At 58.7% G+C, this 17790-nt stretch carries 9 protein-coding genes and 5 pseudogenes; 1 reads left to right on the plus strand and 13 read right to left on the minus strand.

What is annotated here, in order from left to right; all coding sequences use genetic code 11:
* Positions 1 to 5: 5 nt before the first annotated feature.
* The 13 genes and pseudogenes from nifD to YU9_RS0103070 form a co-directional block, all read right to left on the minus strand.
* A complete protein-coding gene (gene nifD / locus YU9_RS0103025) occupies positions 6 to 1508 on the minus strand; it encodes a nitrogenase molybdenum-iron protein alpha chain (protein ID WP_027571434.1) in 1503 nt (500 codons plus the stop codon).
* Positions 1509 to 1952: 444 nt separating this feature from the next.
* Positions 1953 to 3200: a cysteine desulfurase gene (locus YU9_RS0103030; RefSeq protein ID WP_027571435.1), complete on the minus strand. Its 1248-nt coding sequence runs from the start codon at positions 3198 to 3200 to the stop codon at positions 1953 to 1955.
* Positions 3197 to 4519 carry a Fe-S cluster assembly protein SufD gene (gene sufD / locus YU9_RS0103035; protein WP_027571436.1) on the minus strand — a complete coding sequence of 441 codons (1323 nt, stop codon included), beginning with the start codon at positions 4517 to 4519 and terminating at the stop codon, positions 3197 to 3199. Before sufD ends, YU9_RS0103030 begins: the two co-directional genes overlap by 4 nt.
* A 19-nt stretch (positions 4520 to 4538) precedes the next feature.
* Positions 4539 to 5291 carry a Fe-S cluster assembly ATPase SufC gene (sufC, locus tag YU9_RS0103040; RefSeq protein ID WP_027571437.1) on the minus strand — a complete coding sequence of 251 codons (753 nt, stop codon included), beginning with the start codon at positions 5289 to 5291 and terminating at the stop codon, positions 4539 to 4541.
* A 65-nt stretch (positions 5292 to 5356) separates the two neighbouring features.
* On the minus strand, positions 5357 to 6853 hold the full coding sequence (gene sufB, locus YU9_RS0103045) for a Fe-S cluster assembly protein SufB (protein ID WP_027571438.1): 1497 nt from the start codon (positions 6851 to 6853) through the stop codon (positions 5357 to 5359).
* A gap of 194 nt (positions 6854 to 7047) precedes the next feature.
* Entirely contained in the window at positions 7048 to 7242 is a 195-nt protein-coding gene (locus tag YU9_RS40805) for a 4Fe-4S binding protein (protein ID WP_036016870.1), read from the minus strand.
* 646 nt (positions 7243 to 7888) lie between these two features.
* Positions 7889 to 9001, minus strand: a complete 1113-nt coding sequence (ald, locus tag YU9_RS0103050; RefSeq protein WP_027571439.1) for an alanine dehydrogenase — start codon at positions 8999 to 9001, stop codon at positions 7889 to 7891.
* Between the two features lie 307 nt (positions 9002 to 9308).
* A pseudogene (gene hypE, locus YU9_RS40810) lies at positions 9309 to 10341 on the minus strand (hydrogenase expression/formation protein HypE); the annotation flags it as partial.
* A 4-nt stretch (positions 10342 to 10345) separates the two neighbouring features.
* Positions 10346 to 10675 (minus strand): annotated as a pseudogene (locus YU9_RS45375) (hydrogenase formation protein HypD); the annotation flags it as partial.
* Positions 10675 to 11292, minus strand: a pseudogene (locus YU9_RS44540) (nickel-dependent hydrogenase large subunit); the annotation flags it as partial. The pseudogenes YU9_RS44540 and YU9_RS45375, both read right to left, overlap by 1 nt.
* Before the next feature lie 13 nt (positions 11293 to 11305).
* Positions 11306 to 12404, minus strand: a pseudogene (locus YU9_RS40815) (hydrogenase small subunit).
* Positions 12405 to 13233: 829 nt separating this feature from the next.
* Positions 13234 to 14497 (minus strand): annotated as a pseudogene (locus tag YU9_RS40820) (serine hydrolase domain-containing protein).
* Positions 14498 to 14562: 65 nt separating this feature from the next.
* The gene (locus tag YU9_RS0103070) at positions 14563 to 15252 is read right to left on the minus strand and encodes a molybdenum ABC transporter permease (protein WP_027571440.1); all 690 of its coding nucleotides are present in this window, start codon (positions 15250 to 15252) and stop codon (positions 14563 to 14565) included.
* 1156 nt (positions 15253 to 16408) lie between these two features.
* On the opposite strand from YU9_RS0103070, the gene dctA reads away from it, so the two are divergent.
* Positions 16409 to 17719 (plus strand): C4-dicarboxylate transporter DctA, encoded by a 1311-nt coding sequence (gene dctA, locus YU9_RS0103075; RefSeq protein ID WP_027571441.1) that lies wholly within the window; start codon positions 16409 to 16411, stop codon positions 17717 to 17719.
* Positions 17720 to 17790 lie beyond the last annotated feature (71 nt).

The following is a 17790-nucleotide window of genomic DNA, read 5'->3' on the forward strand; positions in this document are numbered from 1 at the left end:
TTGGTTTATTCTGCAGCCAGGAGCTTGGTCCTCGAAGCTTCCTTCCAGGGGGCCTTCGTTTTCTTCCACACCGGCGAGTTGATCGCCATGTCCATATCGCGCGCAAAGATCGCAAAGCCGTCATAGCCGTGATATGGGCCCGAATAGTCCCAGGAGTGCATCTGCCGGAACGGCACACCCATCTTTTGGAAGACGTACTTTTCCTTGATACCCGAGCCGACGAGGTCAGGCTGGAGCTTTTCGACGAAGCGTTCGAACTCATAGCCATTGACGTCATCGTAGATGAGCGTGCCGTCCTTTACGTAATGCTGAGCTGTGCGCTGATAGTCGTCGTTGTGACCGAACTCGTATCCGGTGCCAATGACTTCCATCCCGAGGTCCTCGTATGCACCAATCACATGACGCGGACGGAGCCCACCGACGTACAGCATCACCGTCTTGCCCTCCAGGCGCGGGCGATACTTTGCGATCACGGCGTTCACCAGCGGCTGGTACTTTTCAATCACCCGCTCGGCGCCTTCCTTAATCTTATCGTCGAAATAGCCCGCAATCTTGCGCAGAGACTCGGCGATCTTCGAAGGCCCGAAGAAGTTGTACTCGCACCACGGGATACCGAACTTCTCTTCCATGTGGCGTGAGATGTAGTTCATTGAACGGTAGCAATGCAGAATGTTGAGCTTTGCCTTCGGCGTTGCCTCGAGCTCAGCCAGTGAACCGTCGCCGGACCACTGCGCGATCACCCGCAGGCCCATCTCCTCCAGCAGAATTCGCGATGACCAGGCGTCGCCGCCGATATTGTAGTCTCCGATGATCGCAACATCGTACGGCGTCGGCTCAAACCTTGGTTTGCTATCCGACTCGGGCTGGTCGAAAATCCAATCGCGCACCGCGTCGTTGGCAATGTGGTGGCCTAGTGACTGCGACACCCCCCGAAAGCCCTCACAACGGACCGGCACGATGGTCTTGCCGCCATATTCCTTGGATTTTGCTCTTGACACGGCTTCGATGTCGTCACCGATCAATCCTATCGGGCATTCCGATTGGATCGTGATGCCGTTGTTAAGTGGAAACAGCTCCTGGATTTCGTCAAGAATTTTGGCCAGCTTTTTGTCGCCACCGAATACGATATCCTTTTCCTGGAAGTCGGAGGTGAACTGTAGGGTCACGAAACTATCGATGCCCGTCGTGCCTACATAGTAGTTGCGTCGCGAGCCCCACGAATACTGACCGCAGCCGACCGGGCCATGGCTGATATGGACCATGTCCTTGATCGGTCCCCAGACCACTCCCTTTGACCCTGCATAGGCGCAGCCTCTGATCGTCATCACGCCAGGTATGGATTTAACGTTGGACTTGACCCCGCAGTCTGACTTGCCGGCTTGGTGAACGTTGAGGTGCTTGGCACGCCGTTTCGCGGTTTTCTCCGGATAGACCTTCAGCACCTCCTCGATCAGCTCTTTGTTGCGAGCCCTGATTTCTGCGATGCTCTGGGTCGTGGCGAGACTCATCTGATGTCCTTCAAAGGTTAGCTGTTGCGGGGGCGGCTTCTTGACCAAGACTTTTGCAACCAGCATGCCAGCGTCTCGTGAGCACAAAAAACAGAGCAATCAAGATCACTTAGCGCACCTCGTGCGGTGACAGTGGGTATTGTTGCGAACCCGACATCACGCTTAGGGCAGAGAACTCTTGGTTTGGCGCTGTTCGAGATGGAACAAGAGCTGGTTATGGGTGAAATTGCCCGCCCAATTCTCGGGCGTGTCCGCGATCGCAATGCTCTGCGATCGCTCTCGCCGGGCCGAACTGGAAGGCCGGCTGGCCTAGGCCTGCCAATGCTATCTATGCCTGCTGAGATCTGCAGGTGCTTACGTGCTGCGTAGACGATGAGGTGCATGACCGCATGCTCCATATCTCAATGCGAGCTGCCTCGCCACCTGGAGTCGTAGGCTCGCCAATCACGAGAACAGCTGCCGCGCCTTGATCAGCGCACGCACAAGCACATCAATTTCTTCACGTGTATTGTAAAGTCCGAGGGACGCACGGCACGTCGCTAGCACGCCGAAGCGCTTGAGCAGCGGCATCGCACAGTGGGCCCCCGCCCGCATCGCTACACCAGCGCGGTCGACGATGGTGGCAATATCATGGGCATGCGCACCCTTCATATCAAAGGAAATGATCGGCCCCTTCTCGGCCGGGGTCCCGATCATGCGCACGAAGTTGATGTCCGCCAGCCTCTCCTGCGCGTAAGCGAGCAGTACGCTCTCGTGCCTGCGGATCTGCGCCTTGCCTATTGAATTGATGTAATCGATAGCCGCCCCTAAACCGATGGCTTCGACGATCGGCGGCGTACCCGCTTCGAACCGATGTGGCGGATCACCATAAGTGACGCCGGAGCGCGAGACCTCGCGGATCATCTCCCCGCCGCCATTGAAGGGCGGCATCCATGCCAGATGCCCAGATTTGCCGTAGAGCACACCGATCCCCGTCGGACCATAGAGTTTGTGGCCTGTCATGACGTAGAAATCGCAGTCAATGTCGCATACGTCGGCGCTCAGATGGACGCATCCTTGCGAGCCGTCGACCAGCACCGGGATACCACGAGCATGCGAGATCCTCACCACGTCTTTCACCGGCAATACCGTGCCGAGCACGTTCGACATTTGCGTGATTGCAATCATCTTGGTGCGCGGGGTCAGCAGTCGCTCAAAATCATCGAGCAAAAAGTTTCCATCATCATCCACTGGGGCCCATTTGATCACTGCACCGAGTCGTTCCCTGAGAAGGTGCCATGGCACAATGTTGGAATGGTGTTCCATAATCGAGAGAACGATCTCATCACCCGGGGTAATGCGTTCACGGCCAAAAGTCTGGGCCACCAGATTGATTGCCTCCGTGGCGCTCCGGGTGAAGATGATCTCTTCGTTTGAATGCGCGTTCACAAACCGCGCCACCTTGGTACGGGCGTCTTCATACGCCTCTGTCGCCGCGTTAGCGAGGTAGTGCAAGCCGCGATGAACGTTGGCATATTCGCTGGAGTACACCTGCATCATACGGTCAAGCACCGCGATGGGCTTTTGCGCGGATGCAGCGTTATCGAGGTAAACAAGCGGCTTGCCGTACACCGTCATGGCGAGCGCAGGAAAGTCTTTACGCAGACGGTCGACCTCGTAACTGCCATTGCTCACGGCGGGATGTGCGCTCATCGCCCCGCCTGCAGCCAGTGTTCAGCTTGCGCCGTCACAAAATCGCGCAGATTCTCGGAAGTGATCTCCTCAATCGACTCGCCAATGAACGCTTTAATCAACAACATCTGCGCATCCTTCTCTGGTAGCCCCCGGGCGCGCAGATAGAATACGAGAGTGTCGTCCAGCGCACCCGATGTCGCTCCGTGGCCGCAGGTCACGTCGTCAGCCAAGATTTCAAGCTCCGGCTTATTGTCGACCTCGCCCTGGTCGGATAGGAGCAACGCTCGCGTCGTCAGGGTGGCGTCCGTGTTCCGGGCGGCGGGACGAACGATAATTCGGCCTTGAAACACCGAGCGACCGCAATCGTCTACGACCGCGCGGAACTTCTCCCGACTGGTGCAATGTGGCATCGCGTGGTCGACCACGATCGTTGTGTCCGCGTGGAGCCTGTCCCTGATGAGATTAACCCCATTCGCCGAGAGCTTGGTTCCCTCGCCGGCCAGCGTGATGAATTCCTGATAGCGGCTGATGGAGCCGCTGCAGGTCATACTGAAGAGGTCGAGCTTGGCCCTGGCGCCGACTGCGATGATCGCCGACGAGATGTTTACGGCGTCAGAGGCAGCAGCTGCCACGCGGATATACGAAAGGCTCGCCTCGTCACCAACCAGGGCGATTATCGCATCGTTGGCTTGATAGCCGCTCGCGCGTTCAGCCGGGACGAAACTTTCCACGATGGCCGCATGCGCTCCTTTACCGAGCTGCAGATAGCAGCGTGTAAAGGTGGACACCGACAGTCCGGTTGCGACGTGAACGATTTGGATTGGACGCTCCAGCGCATTGCCGTCGGCGACCGTAATCACCAAGCCATCTGTCGCCATCGCGGCATTGAGCGAGATCGCCGGATCGCTCGTCGTCGACAACACCAGACCGGCCATGGCCCCAGTGGCCGAATTCTCCAGAACCTCTCGCAGCGACCGCACAACGACTTCGTTTTCCAGGTCGCTGAGATCGGATAGCTCCGGCGCGAATATGCCATCCACCAAAACCAGTTTGACCGCCTGATCGGCAGCCACTTGCTTGACCGAGACCTTTGCGCGCACCAGCGCCTCCGCATCGGGTCGCGGAGCGAGTGGCAGTACCTCGCCGATCAGGGCGCGCAGATCTGTGTATTTCCAATCCTCCATGCGCCGATGCGGGAGGCCGGTACGCTCGTAGTTCTCGAATGCCCTCTCCCGGATTTGGGGGACAGGGCCTGCACCAGGCAGCCGTCCACGCGCCGCAGCGAAAACATTGCCCATTGGGCGCTCGGCGTCGGCTTTGACCAAAACCTGCTTCATCGGGAAATCCCTAGAGCCGTCAGGCCGCGTCTTCGAATTGGGCGTAGCCACAAGCCTCGAGCTCCAGCGCGAGTTCCTTGCCGCCGCTCTTCATGACCCGCCCTTTCGACATCACGTGCACAATGTCCGGCACGATATGCTCGAGAAGCCGCCGATAGTGGGTGATCACGATCATCGCTCGTTCCGGCGAACGTAAGGCGTTGATGCCGCTGGCGACGATACGCAGCGCGTCGATGTCGAGGCCGGAATCGATCTCGTCAAGGATGCACAGACCCGGCTCGAACAACGCCATCTGTAAAATCTCGTTGCGCTTTTTCTCGCCGCCGGAGAAGCCGACATTGACGCCGCGCTTGATCATGTCCTGGGGAATGTTGAGCGAACCGGCCACCTCGCGGACTCTTTTCAGAAATGCGGGGGTGGAGAATTCCTGTTGGTTGCGCGCCTTGCGCCGGGCGTTCAGTGCCGCCCGCAGAAAGTTCATGGTGGTCACGCCGGGGATCTCGACTGGATACTGGAACGCCAGGAACACGCCCTTGGCGGCACGCTCGTCCGGCTCCATCTCCAGGAGGTCCTCGCCCTTGAACAGGATCTGCCCGTCGGTGACCTCATAGCCGGGTTTGCCGGCGATGACGTGCGAGAGCGTCGACTTGCCGGAGCCGTTCGGCCCCATGATCGCGTGCACTTCACCGGCATGGACGCTAAGATGCAGGCCGCGAATGATTTCGCGGTCTTCGACACCAACATGCAAATCTCGGATTTCGAGTAGCGCCATTCTGATCTGACCCCTGAAATGCATCATGTGGCGAGCCGCATTCGAGGGGCGCGCGGGAGGTTTGGTTATCCGACGGATCCGTCGAGCGAGATCGCGATTAGCTTCTGCGCCTCCACTGCGAACTCCATCGGCAGTCTTTGCAGAACTTGCTTGACGAAGCCGTTGACGACGAGGCCGACAGCCTCTTCTTGCGAAAGCCCGCGCTGGACGCAGTAGAACAGCACGTCCTCGGAGATCTTCGATGTCGTCGCCTCGTGCTCGAACGTTGCCGAGGAGTTCTTGGCCTCGATGTACGGCACGGTGTGCGCGCCGCATTTGTCGCCAATCAACAAGGAATCGCAGGCGGTGAAGTTGCGCGCGCCGGTGGCTTTGCGGTGCGCTGTGACGAGGCCGCGATAAGTGTTCTGCGACTTGCCGGCGGCGATGCCCTTGGAGATGATCCGGCTCGACGTGTTCTTGCCGAGGTGGATCATCTTGGTGCCCGAATCGACCTGCTGGAAGCCGTTCGAGATCGCGATCGAGTAGAACTCGCCGCGCGAATTGTCGCCACGCAGGATACAGCTCGGATATTTCCAGGTGATCGCAGATCCCGTCTCAACCTGGGTCCAGGAGATCTTGGAGTGATTGCCGCGGCAGTCGCCACGCTTGGTGACGAAATTGTAGATGCCGCCTTTGCCTTCCGAATTGCCCGGATACCAGTTCTGCACCGTCGAATATTTGATCTCGGCATCGTCCAGCGCGACGAGTTCGACCACGGCGGCGTGCAGCTGGTTCTCGTCGCGCTGTGGCGCGGTGCAGCCTTCGAGGTAGGAGACGTAGGAGCCCTTGTCGGCAATGATCAGCGTGCGCTCGAACTGGCCGGTGTTGCGCTCGTTGATGCGGAAATAGGTCGACAGCTCCATCGGGCAGCGCACGCCGGGCGGCACGTAGACGAACGAGCCGTCGGAGAACACCGCCGAGTTCAGCGTCGCGTAGAAATTATCCGAGGTCGGCACCACCGAGCCGAGATATTTCTGCACCAGCTCAGGGTGCTCGCGGATCGCCTCCGAGATCGGCATGAAGATCACGCCGGCCTTCTTCAGCTCCGCCTTGAAGGTGGTCGCAACCGAGACCGAATCGAAGACGGCGTCGACCGCGATCTTGCGCTGCGCCGGATCCTGCTCGCCCACCTTCGGCTCAATGCCTTCGAGCATCGCGACTTCCCGCAGGGGAATGCCGAGCTTCTCGTAGGTCTTCAGGATCTCCGGATCGATCTCGTCGAGCGAGGAGACCGTCTTCTTCGGCTTCGGCGCCGCGTAGTAGTAGATGTCCTGGAAGTCGATCTTGGGATAATTGACGCGCGCCCAGGTCGGCTCGGTCATGGTGAGCCAGCGCCGATAGGCTTCCAGCCGCCACTGGAGCATCCAGGCGGGTTCGTTCTTCTTCTGCGAGATGAACTTGACGGTCTCTTCCGAGAGCCCCTTGGGGGCCTTCTCGGAGTCGATCAGGGTCTCAAACCCATAACGATACTGGTCGACGTCGATGCGCTTCACGCGCTCGACCGTCTCTTGTAGAGCTACCATTGCCCGCTCCACTCGCGCAACGACAACTCCCGCCGGCGAGGATAGCTTCGCAATCTCTCTGAGCGGATCGCGCAAGTCGCCGCCAACTCGGGGCCAGCGAGTGAGAGAAACAGGAGATGGATCCAAAAGACGGCGGCTGACGATAGCGTCTTCATCATGTTTCGCGTCGGAGCTCCTCTCATCGGTTACCCCACCTATGCCGGCACGCAGGTATCGGGCACCGGGCAAACGACCGCGCATTGCGGCGAGTCAAATTGCCCCTCACATTGCGTACACTGGGTCGGATTGATCACATATATATCGTTCTTCAGGCTGATCGCGGCATTGGGACATTCGAACTCACACGCACCGCAGACGGTGCACTGGGATGCAATTATCTTGTAGGCCATCACTGCGATTCCATGAGCAAAAGTTGCGCAACAGTTTCTTGCCTTCAAGTCTTGTGCCAGACAGTTAACCTTGATTTGTCTGGGCTATTTTCGATAACGCAAGGCGCCGCCTCGACACGGTGTCGCAATTCCTACAACGCGCATGACAGCAGCTTGATCTCGATGCCGTGGTTTGCGCATGATCGATCTCTCGATCGATACGCCGCGCGACTTCACAAAGTTCTCCGCCGGTGTGTCAGGTCGACCCCAAACCGCACCTTGTTGGTCCCACTCATCGGGACAGCGGCGGCTTCGGCGACCGCACTGCGATAAACCACCCGCGCAGTCATCGCCGGTCCGGTCGGCGTTCCACAGCCAGCGGCGATCGCGCCAGATAAAGTCGCTCCGTGATTGCGGGTCCTCTGCGGACCCGCGGGACACATTCTCAATTGCCTTGGATTAGGCATTCATATGCGCTGTATGGGCGAACGTACATTGTCTCGCATCGTGCGGGCGACTGAAGCCAGGCGTTCGTCTGGTGATCCTTCGCTTCGCTCCGCGTTCCAAATAAATGCCGACGGCGGTCAGCAGATCGATGGAGCCGAAAAAAAGCCACCCCGAGGGGTGGCCTAAGTCAGGGAGGAAACGCCCATAAGGGCCTCTGGGATCAGGCCGCAGCCTGTTCGATCGGTGAGAAGGGCAGCCCGAGGCTTTCGGCCACCGCTTTGTAAGTTAGTCGGCCCCGATAGACGTTGAGGCCCGCGCGCAAATGCGGATTTTCGAGCACGGCGGAAAAACCCTTGTTGGCCAGAGCCAAACCAAACGGCAGCGTCGCGTTATTCAGTGCCTGGCTCGAGGTCAGCGGTACAGCCCCGGGCATATTGGCGACGCAATAATGAATGACGCCATCCACTTCGTAAGTAGGATCAGCGTGAGTGGTTGGGCGCGATGTCTCAAAGCAGCCGCCCTGATCGATAGCGACGTCCACGAGCACCCCCCTCTTGCGCATCGAGCTCAGCATGCTCCGGCGGACCAGTTTCGGCGCGCTCGCACCTGGAACGAGCACCGCACCAATCACCACATCCGCCGCAAATACCTCTTCCTCCACAGATTCGATAGTCGAAAATCTGGTGCGAACGCGTCCTTCGAAGAGCTCGTCCAGCTCGCGGAGCCGGCGTATCGAACGGTCGATGATGGTCACTTCTGCGCCCAAACCGACCGCCATGCGTGCCGCGTGCGTACCAACGACGCCACCTCCGATCACCACGATTCGGGCAGGCTGAACACCGGGCACCCCACCGATCAACAGCCCTCGTCCGCCTGCACTCCGCTTCAGGGCGCTACCCGCCGCTTCGATCGCAAGCCTACCCGCGACCTCGCTCATCGGCGCCAGCAGCGGAAGACCACCATGCGCATCAGTTACGGTCTCATAGGCGATCGCGGTGCATCCAGATTTCAGGAGGCCCTTGGCCTGATCAGGGTCGGGAGCCAGATGCAGATAAGTGAAAAGGATCTGATTTTCCCGCAGCTGACACCATTCGGACGGCTGAGGCTCCTTAACTTTTACGATCATCTCGCTCGATGCGAATACCTCAACTGCGGAAGTTAGAATCGTTGCGCCAGCATTGCGATAATCGTCGTCGGTTGCACCAATGCCAGCGCCGGCATTGGTCTCGATCATCACGCGGTGGCCCGCTGCCACATATTCGCGGACAGCTCCCGGGGTAAGGCCCACGCGATATTCGTGCGCCTTGATTTCCTTGGGGACTCCGACCTTCATTTGAAAACTCCCTGCCTGGAGCGCCTTTCTAATCGGAAGCGAGCAGGGATATTGCGACGCAGCCGTCAAAATGACGCAGAAATTCAGCGATATTTGGCAAGCTTCGCAGGATTTCAAACCCACCGGTGCCGAGCGGATCGTGTGGCCATGCTCGCTGAGCTTAACCGTCGAAAATGCGTGATCGCGATGAAGTTTCGAATTGCGTTCTCGGCTCGTGGAAAAGCTAACAACCGAAATCCAGCCTCGCCGAAACTTCTTAAAGAGCGGGGTCGCAGTCTACAGGTTGGGTAGGCTTGCCCATATGTGTTCAACAGATCCGAGGCAATTGTTCGCCCCACAACCAATCAACGATTCGCCGGCCGCCGAAACCGGTTGCCATCTGCACAAATTTCCGATCGTCAGCTACCGCCTCGCCAATATCAGCTGCATCGGACCCGAGCGGATGCGCCTTCATGGCTGCAAGCACGGCATCGGCCAAATCAGGCGCGACGATCGCAACGAGCTTGCCCTCATTGGCGACATGGATCGGATCGAGACCAAGGAGCTCGCAGGTAGCTGCAACCGCGGGCTTCACTGGAATGGATGTTTCCTGCAGACGGAACCCGAGATCGGACTGATGCGCAATCTCGTTGAGGGTCGCGGCAAGCCCACCCCGCGTGGGGTCGCGCATCACCCGGATGCTGCTACCGCCGGCGGCAACCATGACCGCTACGAGATTATGCAACGCTGCGGAATCCGAGACCACCTCGGTTTGAAAAGCGACGTTCTGACGTTTTGACATGATCGCCACCCCATGATCCCCGAGGCTACCGGACACCAGCACACGGTCCCCGACCCTTGCCTTGTCGGCGGAGAGATCGAGCCCATCGGCCACAATCCCGATGCCGGTCGTAGAGATGAACAAACCATCCGCCTTGCCGCGCTCGACGACCTTGGTGTCTCCGGCAATGATGTAAACGCCGGCCGCCCGCGCTGCCGCGCCCATCGAATCCGCGATTGCCTTCAGATCCGAAAACCGGAAGCCCTCCTCGATGATAAAAATGGCCGACAGATAGAGGGACGCGCGCCGGATATCGCGACATCATTGATCGTGCCGTGCACAGCCAGTGACCCTTGCCGCCGGGAAAGAACAGCGGGGAAACCACGTAGCCGTCGGTCGTCATCACCATCCTGCCTGCCGCAACGTCAAAGGCCGACTGATCATTGCAGCGGGCGAGCCATTCATTACCAAAGGCTTGGTGAAAAAGGCCGGAGATCAGCTGTGCCATAGCGCGGCCCCCGGATCCATGGGAAAGATCAACGCGTCCGTTCTCGACGTCGAGCTTGCGTTGATAACCTTTACGCTCATGACGGCCGCCTCAACTGTTCATCGCGAACTCGGCCGTAGGTCCAATACGCCGCACAAGCGCCTTCCGATGACACCATGCAGGACCCTATGGGAGTTTCCGGCGTGCAGACGGTTCCAAACAGCTTACAGTCGACCGGCCGCTTGGCGCCACGCAAGATCGCGCAGCACTCGCATGCCGGATTGTCTGCGACACGCAGGTCGTGGATCGCAAAACGCGTCTCGGCGTCGAATTGCGCGTAAGCCCGCTTCAGCTTCAGTCCGCTGTTGGGTACGAGTCCGAGCCCTCGCCATTCGAACTGCTCGCGCGGTTCGAATATCTGCGATACAGATAATGCGCTACAGCCATCAGGTTCGCTTCCGGTGGCAGCTTGTAGGCCGGATGCCCCCAATAGCCATTCTTGAACGGACCGAGTTGCCCTGATCCGAAGAATTTGGTGAGCCGGATCTGCAAATCCTTAAAATAGCCAGGGGACGACAGCGGCCAGGGCGAGATAGACTGCGCGAGCGCGGAGGTCGACTTGGGATCGGCCTTGAGCGCGGAGACCACGTCGACCCAATCCAGCGCGTGCAGGTGATAGAAATGTACGAGGTGATCATGCACGAGCAGGCACAGCTGCATGATGTTGCGGATCGAATTGGCATTCTCCGGAATCGCAATTCCTAGTGCATTTTCAACCGCGCGCACGGAGGTGAGCGCATGGGTGCCTGTGCATACACCGCAAATCCGCTCGGTGAACGCCCAGGCGTCGCGCGGATCGCGCCCGCGCAGGATAACTTCGATGCCACGCCACATCGTCTCGCTTGAGACCGCGTTGCGGATCACATTGTCTGAATCGAGATTGGCTTCGACACGCAGGTGGCCTTCGACCCGCGTCAGCGGATCGATGACGATTCGCCTGCCGGAACGATCGAGATTGAACCCATTCGGTGTCTGGACGGCCACCGTCGCCCCCTCCTCAGCTCGGTTTGCTTTTGTGGGCTGTGCGATCCCGGTGTGCGTCAACCGCTTCGCGGCGGTGACCGCCGCGTGGGCAGCGACGGTTAGCCCAACTACGCCGGCAGCGGCCATGCCGATCTGGTCCGCGTTCGCCTCGATGCCGAACTGCTTGATGGTTGTGAGGCGGTCGTAAAATGCCCCTTATCCCAGAAGCCGTCTTCGGAGTAGCCGAAGCAGCCGTGGCCCGATTGAATCGGAAATGAAACGCCGCCGTTCCACCGAATGGCAGAACATGCATTGTAGGTGGTTGGCCCCTTGCAGCCCATCTTGTACAGGCAATAGCCCTTGCGTGCGTACTTATCGTCCCACTTTTCGACGAATTGGCCAGCGTCGAAATGGGAACGCCGATAGCACTTGTCGTGAATCCGCTCGGAATAGAACATACTTGGACGCCCCTGGCGATCGAGCTCCGGAAGCTTTCCGAACGTGGTCATAAATGTCACGAGGCCACTCATGACCTCTGCGATAGGAGGGCACCCGGGCACCTTGATGATCGGCTTGTTAGTGATCACCTTATCGATCGGCACCGCGCCTGTCGGATTGGGCTTGGCCGCTTGCACGCATCCCCAGGACGCACACGTACCCCAAGCGATGACCGCCACGGACTCTTCCGCCATGGACCTGAGCTTTTCAACGAACGGCTTGCCGTCGTCAATGCAGAACATGCCACCCTCGTTCAGCGGCGGATTGCCTTCGACGGCGAGCATATACCTGCCTTTGTACTTGGCACGAGTTTCCTCCAGGATGGCTTCGGCCTGGTGTCCTGCCGCCGCCATTATTGTATCGTCATAGTCGAGCGATATCATCGACAGCAGCGCGTCCTTGATCAAGGGATGGGCCGAGCGGATAAAGCTTTCCGAGCAGCAGGTACACTCGAGCCCGTGCAGCCAGATGACGGGCACACGCGGTTTGGTCTCCAGGGCATTGGCAATACTGACTGCGGCGAGCGGACTAAGTCCCAAGCTCGCGGCAGTCAAACTGCAGAATTTGTGGAAACTACGACGCGTGATACCCTGACGTCTGATCACGCTGTAGAACGTTTCTGTTGCACCACCCATTAAGCCTTCCATGTGAGGGGCGTCGGCCGTAACGAATTACTGACGTTTAGCAAGAAACAAGCCAGCGAACCGAAACACTTGACAGATGGCACGCCACCGCTTCTGGCTTCCGGACAGTCGAAACCAGCCAGCGAGCCACAAGCTGCGCCATTGATCTGTCATGCTATTCGTGTCGGGTTTTGGACGTCGATGTGAGCACTTCAACAGAGCAGCACGATGGCTCACTACTGCGCGGTGACCATGTCATGCTCGCTCTTGCACGACCGCGACACTGACGCGGCATGCCGATTGTTGAATAGAATGGGTGCAGTTGACGGGGACCGCACTCCCCCCAGTCTCAATCAGACTTGCCGATTGCTGACCAATGGGGCGTTAAAGCCAGCTCGTAGTCGCAACTGCGGAAAGCAGCCCGCACCCAGAGCGGCTGTCGAGCGACGAAGAGAAGCCGCAATGTGAGCCCCGATGCGCACGCAGCGTTCGCTTTTTAGGTCTGATCGATCCGATCTGCGTTCTATTCAAAGGGGCGCGCCGCACCGCATCGCTGCAGTATCTTGGGCGAGAGCCTGGACGTTCAGAGCTATCACAGGAGCGTTCATCGCGCGAGCCGATCGATAGCAATGCGCGATCGTCTTGGCGCATGGCGACACCAACCCGCTTGCAAGAGCGTCTTCGCGATAGCGGAGGTGAGCCCGTTATTGAAGCACTAGCGCGACTCGGCCGACGCGGATAGCAGGTGACGGCGCCGGTTTTCAGTCGACATCGATGGGTAGTAGCAACGCTGTCTGCCAAAAAACAAAACGGTTGATCGCGCCTTTCGACGGGAAGCGGATTATCGGATTATTGCAGCATAGACGATATACTGGACCTGTTCGCGGTAATACTTCCGGATTTCTCCGGGGCGCTGCCGTTCCGACCACCACGACGAGATGCTCCTTTGGGTCGCAGAAAAATTGTGTCCCGTAGGCCCCGGTCCAGGTGAACTCACCTGGATTGCCCGGAACCGCCGAGAGACCCTCGTTTATGCGTACAGCCACTCCGAGCCCGAAGCCGAAGCCGGCACGGTGCGGCTCCACATTGGCGACCTTATTCTTGATCTCTGGCCCGAGGTGGTCGGAGATCATGTGGCGCACCGTCTTCGGACCGAGAATGCGCTGCCCATCGAGCTCCCCGCCGTTGAGCAGCATTTGTCCAAAGCGCACGTAGTCACCGACTGTCGCAAACGCGCAGGCTCCCCCGCAGTCAAATTTCGTCGGAATTTCGAGGAGCTCGATGTCTTGTGGCTTTCCTGTCAGCGGGTCGTCTGGAAATGGATGCGCGAGGCGCTCGCGTTGCGATTCCGACAAATGGAAAGTGGCATCCTGCATTCCGGTCGGCTTCCACAGGTTGCTGGCAAGATAGTCGCCCAATCGTCGTTCGCTGACCTGCTCCACGACAGCTCCCAGCACATCGGTCGAGAAGCCGTATTCGAATTCCGTCCCCGGTTGGTGCGCTAGCGGCAGCTTGGTAATGGCTTCGATGAACGCCTGCTTATCGCCCCTTAGTGGCGGAGCGGCGAAATCGGGATAGAGACGCGCCACTTGGTCTGAGCTGTCGGGGGGCGCGCCATAGGTCAGCCCAGATGTGTGGCGATATAGATCGTGGATGTAGATCGGAGAACTCTGCGTTTGAAATTCTAATGAGCCGTCTGGCAGTGGCACTCCCACCTTCATGTTTGCGAATTCCGGGTAGTAATCCGTAAGCCTCGCCTGTAGAGGCAGGCGACCTTGCTCCATGAGGATAAGCCCGGCAACGGCCACCATTGGTTTGGTCATAGACGCAAGCGCGAACATCGCATCGAGCGGCATCGATTTTCCTTTCGCAGGATCGAGTTGCCCGTACGCCTTGTAGTGGATCAGCTTGCCGTCTCTGGCGATTGCAACCACCGCGCCCGGCACGCGTTTACTCGCGATCTCGCGAGCGAAGAACTCGTCTAGCTTGGCGAGGCGCTGCTGAGAAACGCCAACAGCATCGGCCGTCGCTTCAGGCAGAGGCGCGGAGTGCACTGAATTGAAGCCGATTCCAGCAGCCGCCGCGGCCATAACAAGCTTATTCATTGTAGCCTCGCAAAGATGGATAGATCCGCTCCTCGGTCGTGATCGGATATGTCCGACCGGCAAGCCTAAGACGGTTCAATGCCTCTCTTGGCACAGTATTTGTCGATGAGGGCTAAGGTGAAGATCGCCGCAAACGCGAACATCACCATACCGCCGGCAATCACACTCGCCTCGCGCCAGCGCGACGCTTGGACGTAGTCTACGACGTAGGCTGACAACACCTTGGTGCGCCCAGGAATGTTGCCGCCGATCATCATCACGACGCCGAATGTGCCGATCGTATGAGAGAAGCCAACCACGGCGGCTTTGACAAACTCCAGTCGCGCCAGCGGCCCGCTGATGGTAATGAAGGCATACAACGACGAAACGCGTCCCGTAGTTTTCAATGGGCGATCGCCTATCGCAACAAAGGCGTTACGGATCGGCTGCACCACCAACGGCAGCGCCGAGAGGACCGATCCGATCACGATTCCCGCGAAGGTAAAAGCGAGCGTGCGCTCGCCCCACAAAGAGGCGAGAACGCCACCCGGTCCGTTTGGGCCGAGCAACACGAGTACGCAAAAACCGAGAGCCGTCGGCGGTAGCACTAGCGGCAGGGCGATCATCGTCGCCACCGCCTCGCTCAAAAGAGTCCTTGAGCGCGCCAGCCACCAAGCGAGGGGCACACCAATCATGAGGAGGATCACGGTCGTCACGCTGGCGAGTTCAATCGTGAGCGCAACCGATTGCGAAATCTCTGCCGAAAAGACATCCATGTGGGTCAGCCAAACAGTCCGAGCAGGTCGCCGTGTCGGCACAGTGATCGCCTGCACGTCCGGCTCATCCAGGAATGTGGCGCAGATCGCCCCTTGGTCGCGCGGCACTTCATGGCGGCCCCCACATTCACGCGCGTCGTTTCTGCGAGCAACAGCAGCATCGCAATACTCATCGGCAACTCCTGCGACTGGGTCACTTCCATCCATCTGACGGCGGAAGCTCCTCGTTCGTCATCAGCAATTCCTGTGCCGCGTGCGAACTGTTGCGCGCTCTATGCTCAACGTGCGAAATTTGCATAGACCCCGACATCACTGTGGGGTGAAGCTAACGCTCTGTCAGATTTCAGGCATTTTTGTTCCCGAGCAGACAGCGACACGCCGCGCAACGAAGGGGTCGCTTTTGACGCCCTCATGATGCCTGTTTGATTCGTCGATGGCTCAACCGCCGCACTCGCCGCGCTGGCAATGGAACGGATCTCAGCAGGACTGCCGTTTGGCAGTAACGGGAACGATCTTGCTGAGAAATCATCGTAACGCTGCTTCTGTGACGCGGCAAAAGGCACGAGGAGCCGAGAGCGAAGGCCGCCTGCTTAATGCGCATCGCTAGCACAGGCCTGGAGACAATGCCCCGTGCGCGAATGAGCTTTGCCGTTGGCGACAACGCAGTGCATCGATCAAAGATTCTTCCGGACAATCGAGTTCCTAAACCAGGCTTCCATCGCGTGGATGCCTACAATCCAAACTATGAATTTTACCGATGTCACGTACTGTTGCATCCATCTCAGCAGTCGGCGCATATCGATCACGCTAGGGCTTCGCGGCCGAGACGCGACTCCGCTAATGCGCCCAGCCGATCAAGTTACGAGTCACGCTGGAAAAACTTTTTGTTCGACCTTGCGAACGCGGTCCGAGCACCCAAGCCGATGCCGCCGGAGACAGACGGTTTGTCCGCCACTGCTTAGTCGGCGCATTTTGGGCATCTGGTGCAGATCTTGCTTAAGAGAAAGGATAAACGCAACTCGCCTGCCTTTGGAACGACGCGCCGACTCTCGGAACCGTCTTCAATCGCACACGGCTAAAAATGAGTCTCGTATGACGCCGTCGCCTCTCAAAGACGCGGCGGCTCACATTCGAGGATATTCGGGAAGGAAGCGTCATGACCACCATGTCAACTGCGGCGCCCGCGCGCGCGTCGCAAACTTGGTATAAGATTCTCTACGTGCAGGTGCTGATTGCGATCATGATTGGCGCCATGGTCGGCTGCCTATGGCCGTCCGTCGCGACCAACGACTGGGTCAAGGCGCTCGGTGACGGATTTATCAAGCTCATCAAGATGGTGATCGCGCCGATCATTTTCTGCACCGTCACATCCGGTATTGCGCATATTCAGGATGCGAAGAAAGTCGGGCGCGTCGGCGTCAAGGCGCTGGTTTATTTCGAGATCGTCTCCAGCTTTGCCTTGCTGTTGGGCCTTGTTATGGGCAATCTGGTCCAAATCGGCCATGGCCTTGCGGTCAAGCCGGATGCTGCGGCGGTCGCCAATTACGTGAAGCAGGCGGAAGCCTCGAAGACCGTCGATTTCTTTCTCAACATCATTCCCGACACCGTGGTCGGCGCCTTCGCTCGTGGCGATGTTCTGCAGGTTCTCTTGTTCGCGATTCTATTCGGCTTTTCGTTGATGGCGCTGGGAAAGCGTGGGGAGCGGCTGCGCGGCATGATCGACGACGTCGCGCACGCGGTGTTCGGCGTAATCGCTATCATCATGAAAGCGGCTCCGATCGGCGCCTTCGGCGCCATGGCCTTCACCGTCGGCAAGTTCGGGCCGGCAGCACTCGGCAATTTGATCGCTCTGATAGCGCTGTTTTACGCGACTGCGGCGCTATTTGTCGTGATGGTGCTCGGTTTGATCGCGCGCCTCGTCGGCTTTTCAATATTCAAGTTCATTGTCTATATCAAGGACGAGATTCTGATCGTGCTCGGCACTTCGTCCTCTGAAAGCGCGCTGCCGCAATTAATGGAGAAGCTCGAACGGCTGGGCTGCTCCAAGCCCGTGGTCGGCCTGGTTGTGCCAACTGGCTACTCCTTCAACCTCGACGGCACCAATATCTATATGACACTTGCGACATTATTCATTGCCCAGGCACTCGGGGTCGAGCTCTCCTTTGGCCAGCAGCTCACGATCCTGCTCGTTGCAATGCTAACGTCGAAGGGAGCAAGCGGCGTCACCGGCGCGGGCTTCATCACGCTCGCTGCTACGTTGTCGGTGGTCAACCCAGCGCTGGTGCCGGGCATGGCAATCGTGTTTTCAATCGATAAGTTCATGAGCGAGGTGCGCGCCCTTACTAACATCACCGGCAATGGCATCGCCGCCGTGTTCATATCCTGGTGGGAGGACGAGCTCGAGCACGCGACGCTGCAGGCTCGGCTCAACCAGCCCAACGTTTCCACCACTATCGACGCACGATGATTCCAGTGCGCAGGCCCTTGCTCCGCGTCGCGTCCCGGCAGCCACCCTGAAAAGCTGCCACCCGAGCAAAA

Origin of the sequence: Bradyrhizobium sp. WSM1743 (assembly GCF_000473065.1) — a bacterium.
Classification (GTDB): Bacteria; Pseudomonadota; Alphaproteobacteria; order Rhizobiales; family Xanthobacteraceae; genus Bradyrhizobium.